Raw genomic sequence first — 13,071 nt, forward strand, 5'->3', positions numbered from 1 at the left:
GGTGAATGGGATGTGCTCGTGTCAGTCGGCGAGCCGGGTGACCACGGACTTCGTCTCGAGGTACTCGGCGAGCGCCTCGGCCCCGTTTTCGCGGCCCCAGCCGGACTGCTTGTATCCGCCGACCGGCATCTGCACCCCACCCGCGCGGTGGACGTTGATGCCGATTCGGCTCGCCCGCAGCCGATGAGCGATCGAGTGGGCGCGGGCGACGTCGCGCGTCCAGACGCTGCCCGCGAGGCCGTACTCGGTGTCGTTGGCGGCGGCGACGGCGTCGTCGAGGTCGGTGAACGTCACGACACCCAGCACCGGGCCGAAGATCTCTTCGCGGATCATCGCCATCGACGGGTCGGCGTCGACCACCACGGTCGGTTCGTAGAAGTAGCCGGTGTCGCCGATTCGGTTGCCGCCGGCGACAACCCGCGCCCCGGCCGCGACGCCGCTCTCGACGTATCCGTGCACCCGGTCGAGGTGCCGTTGTGAGATGAGGGGCCCGAGGTCGGCGTCCGGGTCGGTGCCGTAGCCGACCTTCAGGTTGCGACCGAACCCGGCGACCCCGTCGGCCACCTCGTCGGCGATGTCCCGGTGGACGAACAGCCGGGAGCCGGAGGTGCAGATCTGTCCGGAGTTCCAGAAGATTCCGGTGGCGACGCCCGGGATCACGGTGTCCAGATCCGCGTCCGGCAGCACGATCATCGCCGACTTGCCGCCGAGTTCGAGCGAGACCTTCTTGAGGTTGCCCGCGGCGGCGTGCACGATCTGCCTGCCGACGTGGGTCGACCCGGTGAAACTCACCTTGTCGACGCCGGGGTGCGCGGCGAGCGGAGCACCGACCCGCGGCCCGAATCCGGTGACGACGTTGACGACGCCGGGCGGCAACCCGGCGTCGAGGAGCAGTCGGCCTACGGCGAGCGCGCTGAGGGACGCCTCCTCGGAGGGCTTGAGCACGCACGAGCATCCGGCTGCGAGCGCCGGTGCCAGCTTCTGCGCGGTCGCGACGACGGGTGCGTTCCACGGCACGATCAGCGCGGCCACGCCGACCGCTTCCTTGCGGGTGTATCCCTGGAATCGCATTTCCGCAGGGCCGATCTCGACGCTCTTGCCCTCGACCTTGTCCGCCCAGCCGGCGAAGTACCGGAACTGATTGACCGCCTCGCCGACCATGAGGCGCGCCTGGGAGACCGGCATGCCCGCGTCCATGCTCTCCAGTGCGGCGAGGTCGTCGGCCCGTTTCTCCAGCAGGTCGGCGATGCGCCACAGGATCAGCGACCGTTGCTGGCCCGACAGCCGCAGCCAGCGCCCGTTGTCGAAGGAGCGGCGCGCGGCGGCCACCGCGGCGTCGACGTCGGCTTCGGTGCCTTCGGCGACCCGGGCCACCTGTTCTCCGGTGCCGGGATCGATCGCGGGAAACGACGCGCCCTCGGCCGCGGGCACCCAGGAACCGTCGATCAGGAGTCGTTCCGGCTCGATGAGTTCTTTCAGTGCCTGCGCACCCGTGGTCGATGTCATCTGCTACCTCCGACTGGTTCCTGCCCTATGGTGCATAGTACAGAATATATAAAACCAGTTGTGATGCACGGTGCTTTGTATATCATGCGTGACGCGGCTCACGCGGTGCCGCGACTTCCCTTCCGGGCTCGAGGAGGCACGACGTGGCCAGTTCCGGCACCATCAAACATTTGTGGGCGCTCGACGCACCCATGCTGAAAGTCGACAAAAGCATCATGATCCTGGGCGCAGGTGGTGAACTGGTGTCGCTGCCCTCGCCTTCGTTCCTGATCGAGCACGCGGAGCACGGACTGCTCATTTTCGACACCGGCCTCGCCGGGGCAGGCGATCCCGCGTCCACCTACGGCCCGCTCGCCGAACTGTTCGCGATCGAATTCCCCGCCGAGCGTGCCCTCGACCGCCAGCTGGAGTCGCTCGGATTCTCCACGGCCGACGTCGAGCGAGTGGTGATCTCGCATCTGCATTTCGATCACACCGGCGGCCTGGAGCATTTCGCCGGGGCGCAGGGATACATCGGATCCGGAGAGCTGCGGTACGCGCGCACACCCGACAACCACGTCAAGGGCTTCTTCCGGCAGGAAGACCTCGACGCGGCCGATCGGATCGACTGGTGCGAAGTGCCTGCCGGATACGACCACGACGTGTTCGGCGACGGTAGCGTCGTCGTGCTGTCGCTGCCCGGGCACACGCCGGGTTCGCTCGGGCTGAAACTCCGCCTGCCGGACGGCAGCACGCTGGTCCTGTCCGGCGACGTCGCGCATATCCAGGACAACATCAGCTGTTGCGTCGGCATGCCTGCCGACTCCGACACCGTCGGCGCGATCGAATCGCTGAAGAAGCTCAAACTGCTTCGCAGTCAGCCCAACACGACCGTGGTGGTCAACCACGACATCGACGACTGGAACCGCCTCCGCGCCAACGGGCGGCAGGTCGTCTAGGTCCCGGACCGCGTGGTCGCTAGACTCGGGTGATGGACATCCGGGACGCCGAATACCTGGTCGCCGTGGCCGATCACGGCAGCGTCACCGAGGCTGCGCGGGCGCTGTTCATCGCGCAGCCGTCGCTGTCGCAGGCGATCCGCACTCTCGAACGCGATCTGGGTGTCGAACTGTTCGATCGCGGGGGACGGAAGCTGCGGATCACCCCGGCGGGCGCGTCGTTCGCGCACGCGGCGCGGCAGGTCCTCGCGGATGTCGAGCGGGCGCGGGCCGTCGTGCACGATGTCGCCGAACTGCGGTCGGGCACGCTCACGATCGCCGTTCTCAATTCGCTTGCTGCCGATCCGCTTCCGCGTCTCGTCGGCCGATTCCACCGACAGTTTCCGAGTGTGGTCCTGTCCACGGTGTCGGCGGACGGTCCCGACGGCGTCGGCCGCGCGGTCCGGTCGGGGGAGTGCGACCTCGGGCTCACCGAACTGCTCGTCGACCAGCAGGGCCTCGAGTTCCGGACGGTGGGGGACCAGGAGATCGTGCTCGCACTGCACGCCGATCTGGCGATCGAACTCCCCGATCCGGTGCCCGTCGGCCTGCTCGCCGACATTCCGATGATCGTCGAGATCGGGTCGCGCCCACGACTGCCGGTGAACAACATCGCCGTCGAATGTGCGCATCGCCAGTCGATGTGGGAACTGGTGGTCCAGGGGGCGGGGGCGACCCTGCTCCCGCGGCGCGTCGCCGAGCAGGAACTACCGGGCGTCGTGGTCCGCTCGCTCGCGCCGCCCGAGGTGCGCACCGTCGGGATCGTCCACCGGCCGGATCCGCTTCCGCCCGCAGCGGCGGCGTTCATCACTGCGCTCGACGAGACTCACGGCGCGAGCGTGCCGAGGAACGCGCGGCCGGCGGGCGACAGCCTGGCCTCGTCGTAGATCACCCCGTACGGGGCGGTGATCGGCGGGTCGAGTGGGCAGATTCGTGCTCCGCCGCCGGCGGCCCGCTCCGCAAGGGTGCGTTCCATGAACGACATTCCGACACCCTCGACGACGAACGCGCCGACTGCTTCCCGCTGCTCGACGACGGCCGACAGGGTGGTCCGCCGCCCCGCGGCCTGCAGCGCCTTCTCGATGACGGTGCGCGAAGACGATTCCTTGGGCAGCCCCACCACGGGAATGTCCGGAAGGTCGTCGAGCGGGAACGGATCCCGCCAGGTGATCTCGGCGTCGTGCGGAACCACCAGCCAGTATTCGTGGGTTCCGAGGACGCGGGTCGTCAATCCCGGTGCGGAAAAAGGAAAATGACTGAAGGCGATCTCGCAGTGCCCGTCCCGGATCAGCGACGAGACGACGTCGACCGGACGCAGGTCGGCGAGCCGGACGACGACACCCGGATACTGCTTACGGAAGGACCCGATAAGTTCCGTGACAGGGCCTTCCGCGACGTGCGCCGACGCGCAGATGTCGAGGCGGCCGCGCGGCAGCCCCGAGACGTCGACCAATGAGCTCTCGGCGGCCACCAGGTCTCGCACGATCTGCCGTGCAGGACCGACGAACGCCTTTCCCGCCGCGCTCAGCACGAGGCCGCGGCCCACGCGGTGGAACAGGTCGACACCGAGGTCGCGCTCGAGATTGCGCAGCCCCTTCGACAACGACGGCTTCGTGACGCCCAGGGCCTCGGCCGCGAGCGCGAGGCCGTCGTTGTCGACGGTGGCGAGAAAGTACTCCACGTGACGCGACTCCACCAGTGAAGACTACTGCGTGAAGTCGCGCCGGCTGTCAGATGTGACGTCCGCCGGTGACTTCGAGGACGGTGCCCGTCATGTAGCTGGACAGGTCGGACGCGAGGAACAGCGCAACGTTCGCGATCTCCTCGGGCTCGGCGCCGCGGCCCATGGGGACCTCCTTGAGCTTCGCCTCGATGATGTCGGCGCGCAGGGCCCGGATCATGTCGGTGTTCACCACGCCGGGCTGGATCGCGTTGACCCGCACGCCGAGGTGGGCGACCTCCTTCGCGGCGGCCTTGGTCAGGCCCACCATGCCGGCCTTCGCGGCGCTGTAGTTGGTCTGCCCGACCATGCCGACCTTGCCCGAGATCGACGAGATGTTGACGATCGAGCCCTTGCCCGCCTCCCGCATCGCGATCGACGCGATCTGGGTGCCCAGCCACGCGCCTTGCAGGTGCACGTCGATGACGGAGCGGAAATCGGCGAGCGACATCTTGCGCAGCGTCGCATCGCGGGTGATGCCGGCGTTGTTGACCCACACATCCATCGCGCCGAAACTGTCGAGCGCCGTCTTGCCCAGGTTCTGCATCTGGTCCGGGTCGGTCACGTCACAGGCCACGGCGACGGCCTGGAAGCCGTCGGCCTCGAGCTTGGCGGCGGCGCCCTTCACGTTGTCGGCGTGCATGTCGCCGAGGACGACCGATGCGCCCTCGCTCGCGAACTTCCTGGCCATCTCGAAACCGATGCCCTGGGCTGCGCCCGTGACGACGGCGACCCGTCCCTCGAGAAGTGTCATGTGTGTGTTCCTTTCTCAGTTGTACGAACGTCTTCGGCGTGCGGGTTCAGGCGGTCGCGCAGCGCGGACCGCAGGACCGCACCCCGCGGGGACAGGGGCAACTCGTCGACGAACACCACTTCCCGTACCTTCTTGTACGGCGGCACCGCGGCGGCCACGAACTCGATCAGTTCCTCGGCGGTCGGGTGCGCGGCGTCCGCCACCACGAACGCGACCGGCGTCTCCCCGACCCCGGGGACGGAGCGGCCGACCACCACGGCGTCGTGAACGCCTCGCCGTGACAGCAGCAACTGTTCGAGTTCCTGCGGATCGACGGTGTAGCCCTTGTAGAGGAGTGCATCCTCGGGTCTGCCAACCATGTCGAATATCGAATTCCATCTCGCCGGGAGTTTGTTTGTTCGCGAATACGCCCGAATTGAAATCCGGGCGGTCGACATCTATTCAAGTACCTCGGACGGCCGTGGTCAAAGACGCTGAAGGAAACCGACAGTTGCCTTCTTCCTATGGGTCGTAAATAGCCTCTGCGCTGGGAGTTCTCGTTCGGAGAGCGCGCTTGACAGCGGGGCCCGGTTGCTGGATATTCACCTCATGGCTGAACGTGAAGTGAGTGACGAAGACTTCAAGGACATTCTCGCGCAGACGAGGACCTTTATTCAGAAGGAAGTAATTCCCAGGGAAAATGAAATCGCGGAAAAGGATCTGATTCCGGACGACATTCGCCGTAAGGCGGCGGAGATGGGTCTGTTCGGGTACGCCATCCCGCAGCAGTGGGGCGGGCTCGGGCTCGACCTCACGCAGGACGTGGAAATGGCGATGGAGTTCGGGTACACGAGCCTGGCGTTGCGGTCGATGTTCGGCACCAACAACGGGATCGCCGGCCAGGTGCTGGTGAATTTCGGTACGGACGAGCAGAAGTCGGAATGGCTCGAGCGCATCGCGTCCGGCGACGTGGTCGCCTCGTTCGCGCTGACCGAGCCGGAGGCCGGATCGAACCCTGCGGGCCTGACCACGCGCGCCGTCCTGAAGGACGGCAAGTGGACGATCAACGGCACCAAGCGGTTCATCACCAACGCGCCGCTGGCCGATCTGTTCGTCGTGTTCGCGCGCACCCGTCCCGCCGACGAGACCGGCACCGGCATCGCGGTGTTCCTCGTCCCCGCCGACACCGCCGGTGTCGTGGTCGGGCCGAAGGACAAGAAAATGGGCCAGGAGGGTGCCTGGACGTCCGAGGTGGCGTTCGACGACGTCGTCGTCGCCGAGTCCGCGCTGGTCGGCGGCAGTGAGGAAGCCGGCTACCGCGCCGCCATGACGTCTCTCGCTCGCGGCCGCGTTCACATCGCGGCGCTCGCGGTGGGCAGCGCCCAGCGTGCGCTCGACGAGTCCGTCGCTTTCGCGGCGGTGACGAAGCAGGGCGGCACCCCGATCGGCGACTTCCAGCTGGTGCAGGCCATGCTCGCCGACCAGCAGGTGGGCGTGTCCACGGGCCGCGCGCTGGTCCGGGACGCGGCGCAGAAGTACGTCAGCGGCGAGGACCGCCGGATCTCCCCGTCCGTCGCGAAGCTGTACTGCACGGAGATGGTCGGCAAGGTCGCCGACCTCGCGGTGCAGGTCCACGGCGGAACCGGATACATGAGAGACGTTCCGGTGGAACGGATCTACCGTGAGGTCCGGCTTCTGCGCCTGTACGAGGGCACCAGCGAGATCCAGCGCCTGATCATCGGCGGCGGCCTCGTCCGCGAAGCCAAGAAAGCACTCTGACCATGTACGACGCAGTGATCTGTGAACCTGTCCGCACCCCCGTCGGGGGATTCGGCGGCATCTACCGCGACATCCCCGTCACCACCCTCGCGTCGACGGTGCTGAAGGGCCTGATCGAACGGACGTCGCTGACGTCCGAGGACATCGACGACGTCATCTTCGGTCAGGGCTACGCCAACGGCGAGGCGGCGGCCATCGGCCGGATCGCTGCGCTCGACGCCGGTCTCGACGTCACCGTCCCCGGCATTCAGCTCGACCGCCGGTGCGGCTCCGGGCTCCAGGCCGTGATCTACGCGGCCATGCAGGTGCAGACCGGGATGAGCGACCTGGTGATCGCGGGCGGCGCCGAGTCGATGAGCCAGACCGAGTTCTACAGCACCGGAATGCGCTGGGGCGTCAAGGGCGCGTCGGTGGAGTTCCACGATCGGCTGGCCAAGCCCCGCACCAACTCCGGCGGCGTGAACTTCCCCGTCGAGGGCGGCATGATCGAAACCGCCGAGAACCTCCGCCGCGAGTACTCGATCAGCCGCGAGGAGCAGGACGCGTACGCCGCCGAATCCCATGCACGTGCGATCCGCGCGCAGGACGGCGGTCTGTTCGACGCCGAGACGATCCCGGTGACGGTGCCCGGCAAGCGCGGCAAGGATCCTGTCGTCCACACCGCCGACGAGCACCCGCGCCGCGACGTCACCGTCGAATCGCTGTCGGCGCTGCGGCCCATCCGGTCACGCGTCGACCCGGAGGCGACCGTCACCGCGGGCAACGCGTGCGGTCAGAACGACGCCGCCGCGGCCGCGATCGTCACCACCCCCGAGAACGCCGAACGGCTCGGTCTGCGCCCGTTCGCCCGGCTCGTCAGCTGGGGCGTGGCAGGTGTGGAGCCGAACCGGATGGGCATCGGCCCGGTCCCGGCCGTCGACAAGGCCCTCACTCGGGCGAAGCTCACCCTGAACGACATCGATCTCCTCGAGATCAACGAGGCGTTCGCGGCGCAGGTGCTGGCGTGCGCGCGGGAGTGGAAGTTCGACGAGTCCGACATGCGGGACCGGTTCAACGTCAACGGATCCGGCATCTCGCTCGGTCACCCCGTCGGCGCCACCGGTGGCCGCATCCTGGCCAACCTGCTCCGCGAACTGGACCGGCGGCAGGCCCGCTACGGCATCGAGACGATGTGCATCGGCGGCGGCCAGGGCATCGCGGCCGTATTCGAGAACGTGAACATCTGACCGTCCCCACCCCGCCCGGTACCGGGCCGACCCGAAGAGAGCTCATGCGCGTATTTCAGAACATCGACGACGTCGAAGCCGCAGTCGGTGAACATCTCGGCCACAGTGACTGGTTCGAGATCACGCAGGACCGCGTGAACGTGTTCGCCGACGCCACCGGCGACCACCAGTGGATCCACGTCGACCCCGAGCGGGCCGCCGAGGGTCCGTTCGGCGCCCCCATCGCCCACGGCTACCTCACGCTGTCGTTGCTGCCGAAGCTCGGGGCCGACCTGATGCGGGTCGAGGGCACCAAGCTGGTGATCAACTACGGACTCAACAAGGTTCGCTTCCCGAAGCCGGTGAAGGTGGGAGCGTCGATCCGGGTCGGCGGTGAGATCGCGGGGTTCGAGCACACGAAGCAGGGCGCGCAGGTCGTCGTCAAGTACACCATCGAGATCAAGGGCGAGGACAAGCCGGCGTGCGTCGCCGAGACCGTCCGCGTCCTGGTCGCCTGAAACGAGGAACAACATGCGAAGAGCAGCACTGGTAGCCCCCGTCCGCACCGCCGTCGGCCGCTTCGGCGGCGGACTGCGCGACGTACCCGCGGAGAGCCTTGCGGCGGCCGTCATCAAGGAGACCGTCGCGCGGTCGGGCATCGACCCAGAACTCATCGAGGACGTCGCGATGGGGCAGTCGTACGCCAACTCCGAGGCCCCGTGCATCGGACGGTGGGCCGCACTCGAAGCGGGACTGCCGATCTCCGTCGCCGGACTGCAGACCGACCGCCGCTGCGGCACCGGGCTGCAGGCCCTCGTGACCGCGTCGATGATGGTGCAGACCGGCGCCGCGGACGTCGTCCTCGCCGGCGGTGTCGAGTCGATGAGCAACATCGAGCACTACACGACCGGGGCCCGCTGGGGCACCCGCGCCGGATCGCTGAACCTCTACGACCGCCTCGACCGCGGCCGGGAGCGCTCCCAGCCGGAGTGGCGGTTCGGGAAGATCAGCGGAATGATCGAGACCGCCGAGAACGTCGCAGCACGGTGCGGCATCGGCCGCGAGGAATCCGACGCGTTCGCCGCCGACAGTCACGCCAAGGCCCACGCCGCCTGGGAGGCAGGCAAGTTCGACGACGAGGTGATCGAAGTGAAGATCACCGACCGCAAGGGCAACGTCTCGGTGGTGGCGCGTGACGAGGGCATCCGCCCGGACACCACCGCCGAGTCGCTGGCACGGCTGCGCAGTGTCGTCAAGGACGGTGTCGTCACCGCGGGCAACGCGAGTCAGCAGAACGACGCGGCGTCGTCGATGCTCGTCGTCGCCGAGGACAAACTCGACGAACTCGGGCTCGAGCCGATGGGTTTCCTCACCGGGTGGGCCGCCGCCGGCTGTGAACCGGGACTGATGGGACTCGGCCCGGTCGCGGCCGCGTCGAAGCTGTTCCGCCGCACCGGTGCGAGTTTCGACGACTTCACGCTGATCGAGCTGAACGAGGCGTTCGCCTGCCAGGTGCTCGGGGTCCTGAAGGAGTGGGGTTTCGAGGACCGGGACCGCCTCAACGTCAACGGGTCCGGCATCTCGCTCGGACACCCGATCGGCGCCACGGGCGCTCGGATGACGACCACCGCGCTGCACGAGTTGAAGCGGCGGGGCGGCGGCAAGGCGCTCGTCACCATGTGCATCGGCGGTGGGCAGGGAATGGCCGCCGTCGTCGAGGGTGTCTAGCTCCGACTGACCCGGGCGTCCGCCGGCTCCGATGCCGGGGCCGGCGGACGCGACATCACGTTGTTGACGAGTAGCGCAGCGAAGACCACCGCGCACCCGATGGCGCCGACGGCGAGAGCGGTCTTGATCCCACCCTCGGTGGGGTGCAGGTCCGGTGCCAGGTTCGCGGCGAGCACCGCGCCCGCGACGGCGCTGCCGAACGAACCGCCCACGGTGCGCAGCACCTGGTTGAAGCTTGCGGCGCTGCCAAGTTCGGTGTCCGCGACGCTGCGGGCGATCAGGGCAGGCATCGCCGCATACGTCATGCCCATTCCCATCCCGAACCCGAACATGCCGATCAGGATTTCCCACAGTTCGTCGTGGGCGAACCAGAGGAGCACGCTCGAGGCCGTCACGAGGCCCGCGCCGGAGAGCAGCAGCGTCCTCATGCGTACCCGCTGCGAAAGCGCGCGCACGAGTCGGTTCGCGCCGAAACTCGCCACCGACAGCGGAAGCATCACGAATCCGGCCCAGAACAGCGGCAGCGCGATGCCGTACCCGGTGGAGGCGGGCGCCTGCGCGATGAGGCTGCCGATCGAGAGTCCGATGTACATCGTGGCGCCGAGACCGATCGCGGTGCTGTTCGCGACCAGTACGTCGCCATTGCGCAGCACCCGAAGGTTGATCAGCGGATTCGCGGTGCGCAGTTCCACCACGCACCACAGCGTCAGCAGAATCGCCGCCGCGGCGAAGAATCCGACGGTCCACGGAGAGGCCCATCCCCACCGCGATCCCTCGCTGACGCCGACGAGCAGTGACGCGAGACCCGTTCCGACCAGCAGCGCGCCGGGGACGTCGAGAGTGCACCGAGGTGCCCGCTCGTCCGGTCCCGCGGGAATCACCCGCCAGACGACGACGATGGTGGTGATCAGGAACAGAGCGGCGAACCAGAATGCGAAGCGGAACCCGAGAAGGTCGGCGAGGATGCCGGTCAGGGGGTATCCGAGCCCGAGGCCGGTAGTCACCGTCACCGACAGGCTGGAGATGCCGACGCGGGCCTGGCTGTCGGGGAGGTAGCGGCGGGCGAGCGCGATCGTCACCGGAACGATCCCGTACGTGAGTCCCTGCAGAGCGCGCCCGATCAGGAAGACGGTGAAGTTGGGAGCCGACGCGGCGATGATCGAGCCGACGAGGATCGTCGCCAGGGAGCACAGGAGCAGGCGCTTCTTGTGGGGTCCGTCGCTCAGCCGGCCCATGATCGGCGTGGCGATCGCCCCGACCAGGAGGTTGACGGTGAGCATCCACTGTCCCGTGCTCACCTCGACGTGCATGTCCTGGGAGATCGTGGGCACCAGCAGCATGCCGAGGGAACTGACGACCGCGGTGGTCAGGGCGGCATAGGCGAGGGCAGGCAGTAACCGGGGACGTGTCGCGGAGTCAGTCGGTGGGTGCATCGTCCACCAACTTGCGCAGAATCGGGACCAGAGAGTCCAGAGTCGCTTTCTCCTCCGCCGTCAACCGCTCCGCGATGGCGTGTTCCAGCCACTCCAGGCCCTTCGACCGCTCCTGCGCCAGCCTCTCGCGACCGGCATCGGTGAGCTCGATCCAGATCCGGCGCCGGTCTTGCTCGTCGGGGGTGCGCGCCACCAGGCCGAGACCTTCGAGTTCGCGTACGGCCGTCGCGATCGCCTGCGGCGTGATCTTCTCGGCCGACGCGAGTGTCGAGGCCGACGTCCGTCCGTGCTTCGACAGATACGCGAGCACACCTATCTTGCCGACGGAGATCGTCCTGCCCGCGGTGAGCTGTCGCCAGATCGGGCGTAGGGCTTCGCGAAGAACCTGCGCGGTGGCCTGTTCGGTGATCATGAGCGAAGCGTACAACCCAATTGATCAATTTAGTTGTCTAAATGGGGAGGCTCACACCGGGCCGCTGTGCTGCTGAGGGCCGCCGACGAGCTGGCCGACGCGCCGGCACGACTGACGAAGAGGGAACGCCAGGTCGCCGGCCTGATCGCCGAAGGCCTGACCAATCAGGCCATCGCCGACCGCCTGGTGACCTCACCCCGCACCGCGCAAGGACATGTGGAGCACATCCTGGCGAAGCTGGGCTTCACCTCCCGCACCCAGGTCGCGGCCTGGGTCGTCGAGCGAACGCAGGACTAGGAGCTGCGGGGCATGACGTTGTGGTCGCCGCGGCGCGACGACGCCATCGCGGCGCTGCTGCTGTTCGAGCTGTCGACCCTCGGGTGCGCCTCGCATGTTTCTCGTACGCGTTCAGTCACGAGTTCGGCATGCCGCCGTCCGTCGTGAGCCGCCGAGAGGACGCATCCCGGAATCGGTGAATTCGTCTGTCACGAAACGGTTTCCCGTGAGGTCTCAGCATTGTCGCCGGAAGTCGGTGAGGATGCGGTCCCGCAGTGCCGGATCGAGTTCTTCGATCGACAGTTCGCCGAGGGTGTGCACCGTCTGTTTCATCTGGTCGACGTAGTGGGCGCAGCCGCCGCATTCGCCCACGTGCGTCTCGAACCTGGCCTTGGTCTGCGCGGCGAACGCATCCTCGAGGTAGACGGTGACGAGTTCGACGAGTTCCTGACAGTCCATCGTTCGTTTCGATTCCTTCACGGGAGTGCCTCCTGAGTCCCGCCGACCCAGCGTCTGCGGCTATTGCCACAGTGTCCGGAAGTGCCCGGATCGTTACACCGGATGGAACGGCGTGCGGATGCGTGGTGGCGACAGGCGCCGCGGGCGTACGGTCGAGGTCATGACCGAGGACAACCAGGTTGCGCCGTGGGACGACATCTACCGAGGCGATGCGAAGGAATTTTCGGGGCCGGTGCCGTGGAACATCGGTGAGCCGCAGCCCGAGATCGCCGCGCTGATCGCGGAAGGCAAATTCCGCAGCGACGTACTGGACGCGGGGTGCGGACACGCTGAAACGTCCCTGCAGCTGGCGGCGCAGGGGTACACAGTGGTCGGTCTGGACCTGTCGCCGACTGCCATCGCGGCAGCTCAGGCGGCAGCGGCCGATCGTGGCCTGACGACGGCCACGTACCAGGTGGCGGACATCAGCTCGTTCACGGGTTTCGACGGCCGATTCGCCACGATCGTGGACAGCACCCTCTTCCATTCGCTGCCCGTGGACCGGCGGCGCGACTACCTGCAGGCTGTGGCCCGGGCGGCCGCACCCGGCGCGTCCTATTACATCTTGGTGTTCGCGAAGGGCGCCTTCCCCGAGGGGCAGGGACCGAACCCGGTGACCGACGACGAACTGCGGGAGGCTGTCGCCGAATACTGGATCATCGACGACCTCCGCCCGGCCTTCATTCACGCGCTGCTCGGGCCGGAGGAGGCCGCGAACTGGCAGCGCGACGACAAGGGCCGGGCCATGCTGCCGGCGTGGCTGCTGTCGGCGCACCGCGACTGAGGCACGAAGCGGGACTTCGT

General features: G+C 67.8%; 14 protein-coding genes and 1 pseudogene. 8 read left to right on the forward strand and 7 right to left on the reverse strand.

Annotated elements, in window-relative coordinates; genetic code table 11:
* Positions 1 to 21: 21 nt before the first annotated feature.
* Positions 22 to 1,506: an aldehyde dehydrogenase family protein gene (locus tag BLV94_RS31195; protein WP_072944559.1), complete on the reverse strand. Its 1,485-nt coding sequence runs from the start codon at positions 1,504 to 1,506 to the stop codon at positions 22 to 24.
* A 143-nt stretch (positions 1,507 to 1,649) separates the two neighbouring features.
* Here BLV94_RS31195 and BLV94_RS31200 point away from each other — a divergent pair, with 143 nt between their 5' ends.
* Both BLV94_RS31200 and BLV94_RS31205 read left to right on the forward strand, forming a co-directional pair.
* Positions 1,650 to 2,444 (forward strand): N-acyl homoserine lactonase family protein, encoded by a 795-nt coding sequence (locus BLV94_RS31200; protein ID WP_072944561.1) that lies wholly within the window; start codon positions 1,650 to 1,652, stop codon positions 2,442 to 2,444.
* A gap of 32 nt (positions 2,445 to 2,476) precedes the next feature.
* Positions 2,477 to 3,370 (forward strand): LysR family transcriptional regulator, encoded by an 894-nt coding sequence (locus tag BLV94_RS31205; RefSeq protein WP_072944563.1) that lies wholly within the window; start codon positions 2,477 to 2,479, stop codon positions 3,368 to 3,370.
* Here BLV94_RS31205 and BLV94_RS31210 read toward each other — a convergent pair.
* From BLV94_RS31210 to BLV94_RS31220, 3 genes are read right to left on the reverse strand one after another with little or no spacing between them, the layout of a single operon-like run.
* Positions 3,310 to 4,179 (reverse strand): LysR family transcriptional regulator, encoded by an 870-nt coding sequence (locus tag BLV94_RS31210; RefSeq protein ID WP_072944565.1) that lies wholly within the window; start codon positions 4,177 to 4,179, stop codon positions 3,310 to 3,312. The genes BLV94_RS31205 and BLV94_RS31210 overlap by 61 nt on opposite strands.
* A 34-nt stretch (positions 4,180 to 4,213) precedes the next feature.
* A complete protein-coding gene (gene fabG, locus BLV94_RS31215; protein ID WP_072944568.1) occupies positions 4,214 to 4,957 on the reverse strand; it encodes a 3-oxoacyl-ACP reductase FabG in 744 nt (247 codons plus the stop codon).
* Complete coding sequence (locus BLV94_RS31220; RefSeq protein ID WP_072944570.1) at positions 4,954 to 5,316, reverse strand: AMP-binding enzyme; 363 nt, start codon at positions 5,314 to 5,316, stop codon at positions 4,954 to 4,956. The genes fabG and BLV94_RS31220 overlap by 4 nt, the downstream gene beginning before the upstream one ends.
* A 229-nt stretch (positions 5,317 to 5,545) precedes the next feature.
* Here BLV94_RS31220 and BLV94_RS31225 point away from each other — a divergent pair, with 229 nt between their 5' ends.
* The 4 genes from BLV94_RS31225 to BLV94_RS31240 are packed head-to-tail and all read left to right on the forward strand — an operon-like array spanning position 5,546 to position 9,648.
* A complete protein-coding gene (locus BLV94_RS31225; RefSeq protein ID WP_072944572.1) occupies positions 5,546 to 6,715 on the forward strand; it encodes an acyl-CoA dehydrogenase family protein in 1,170 nt (389 codons plus the stop codon).
* Between the two features lie 2 nt (positions 6,716 to 6,717).
* Positions 6,718 to 7,941: an acetyl-CoA C-acetyltransferase gene (locus tag BLV94_RS31230; protein WP_072944573.1), complete on the forward strand. Its 1,224-nt coding sequence runs from the start codon at positions 6,718 to 6,720 to the stop codon at positions 7,939 to 7,941.
* A 44-nt stretch (positions 7,942 to 7,985) separates the two neighbouring features.
* Positions 7,986 to 8,438 carry a MaoC family dehydratase gene (locus BLV94_RS31235; protein WP_072944575.1) on the forward strand — a complete coding sequence of 151 codons (453 nt, stop codon included), beginning with the start codon at positions 7,986 to 7,988 and terminating at the stop codon, positions 8,436 to 8,438.
* Between the two features lie 13 nt (positions 8,439 to 8,451).
* The gene (locus BLV94_RS31240; protein WP_072944577.1) at positions 8,452 to 9,648 is read left to right on the forward strand and encodes an acetyl-CoA C-acetyltransferase; all 1,197 of its coding nucleotides are present in this window, start codon (positions 8,452 to 8,454) and stop codon (positions 9,646 to 9,648) included.
* Here the strand turns inward: BLV94_RS31240 and BLV94_RS31245 are convergent.
* Together BLV94_RS31245 and BLV94_RS31250 are read right to left on the reverse strand one after the other, a co-directional pair.
* Complete coding sequence (locus tag BLV94_RS31245) at positions 9,645 to 11,081, reverse strand: MFS transporter (protein ID WP_072944579.1); 1,437 nt, start codon at positions 11,079 to 11,081, stop codon at positions 9,645 to 9,647. The two genes, BLV94_RS31240 and BLV94_RS31245, sit on opposite strands and share 4 nt — an antisense overlap.
* Positions 11,065 to 11,493 carry a MarR family winged helix-turn-helix transcriptional regulator gene (locus tag BLV94_RS31250; RefSeq protein WP_072944581.1) on the reverse strand — a complete coding sequence of 143 codons (429 nt, stop codon included), beginning with the start codon at positions 11,491 to 11,493 and terminating at the stop codon, positions 11,065 to 11,067. Before BLV94_RS31250 ends, BLV94_RS31245 begins: the two co-directional genes overlap by 17 nt.
* A 96-nt stretch (positions 11,494 to 11,589) precedes the next feature.
* On the opposite strand from BLV94_RS31250, the pseudogene BLV94_RS31255 reads away from it, so the two are divergent.
* Positions 11,590 to 11,790 (forward strand): annotated as a pseudogene (locus BLV94_RS31255) (response regulator transcription factor); the annotation flags it as partial.
* Positions 11,791 to 12,003: 213 nt separating this feature from the next.
* On the opposite strand, the gene BLV94_RS31260 reads toward BLV94_RS31255, so the two are convergent.
* Complete coding sequence (locus BLV94_RS31260) at positions 12,004 to 12,228, reverse strand: anti-sigma factor family protein (protein ID WP_072944583.1); 225 nt, start codon at positions 12,226 to 12,228, stop codon at positions 12,004 to 12,006.
* Positions 12,229 to 12,388: 160 nt separating this feature from the next.
* Here BLV94_RS31260 and BLV94_RS31265 point away from each other — a divergent pair, with 160 nt between their 5' ends.
* Positions 12,389 to 13,051: a class I SAM-dependent methyltransferase gene (locus tag BLV94_RS31265; protein WP_072944622.1), complete on the forward strand. Its 663-nt coding sequence runs from the start codon at positions 12,389 to 12,391 to the stop codon at positions 13,049 to 13,051.
* Positions 13,052 to 13,071: the final 20 nt, after the last annotated feature.

The sequence above is a fragment of the Rhodococcus koreensis genome (assembly GCF_900105905.1).
In the GTDB taxonomy this organism is placed as follows: domain Bacteria; phylum Actinomycetota; class Actinomycetes; order Mycobacteriales; family Mycobacteriaceae; genus Rhodococcus_F; species Rhodococcus_F koreensis.

Coding starts and splice junctions, on each gene's coding strand:
- BLV94_RS31220 (WP_072944570.1), bottom strand. CDS start 5,316: ATGGTTGGCAGACCCGAGGATGCACTCCTCTACAAGGGCTACACCGTC.
- BLV94_RS31245 (WP_072944579.1), bottom strand. CDS start 11,081: ATGCACCCACCGACTGACTCCGCGACACGTCCCCGGTTACTGCCTGCC.
- BLV94_RS31265 (WP_072944622.1), top strand. CDS start 12,389: ATGACCGAGGACAACCAGGTTGCGCCGTGGGACGACATCTACCGAGGC.
- BLV94_RS31250 (WP_072944581.1), bottom strand. CDS start 11,493: ATGATCACCGAACAGGCCACCGCGCAGGTTCTTCGCGAAGCCCTACGC.
- BLV94_RS31205 (WP_072944563.1), top strand. CDS start 2,477: ATGGACATCCGGGACGCCGAATACCTGGTCGCCGTGGCCGATCACGGC.
- fabG (WP_072944568.1), bottom strand. CDS start 4,957: ATGACACTTCTCGAGGGACGGGTCGCCGTCGTCACGGGCGCAGCCCAG.
- BLV94_RS31195 (WP_072944559.1), bottom strand. CDS start 1,506: ATGACATCGACCACGGGTGCGCAGGCACTGAAAGAACTCATCGAGCCG.
- BLV94_RS31230 (WP_072944573.1), top strand. CDS start 6,718: ATGTACGACGCAGTGATCTGTGAACCTGTCCGCACCCCCGTCGGGGGA.
- BLV94_RS31225 (WP_072944572.1), top strand. CDS start 5,546: ATGGCTGAACGTGAAGTGAGTGACGAAGACTTCAAGGACATTCTCGCG.
- BLV94_RS31240 (WP_072944577.1), top strand. CDS start 8,452: ATGCGAAGAGCAGCACTGGTAGCCCCCGTCCGCACCGCCGTCGGCCGC.
- BLV94_RS31235 (WP_072944575.1), top strand. CDS start 7,986: ATGCGCGTATTTCAGAACATCGACGACGTCGAAGCCGCAGTCGGTGAA.
- BLV94_RS31260 (WP_072944583.1), bottom strand. CDS start 12,228: ATGGACTGTCAGGAACTCGTCGAACTCGTCACCGTCTACCTCGAGGAT.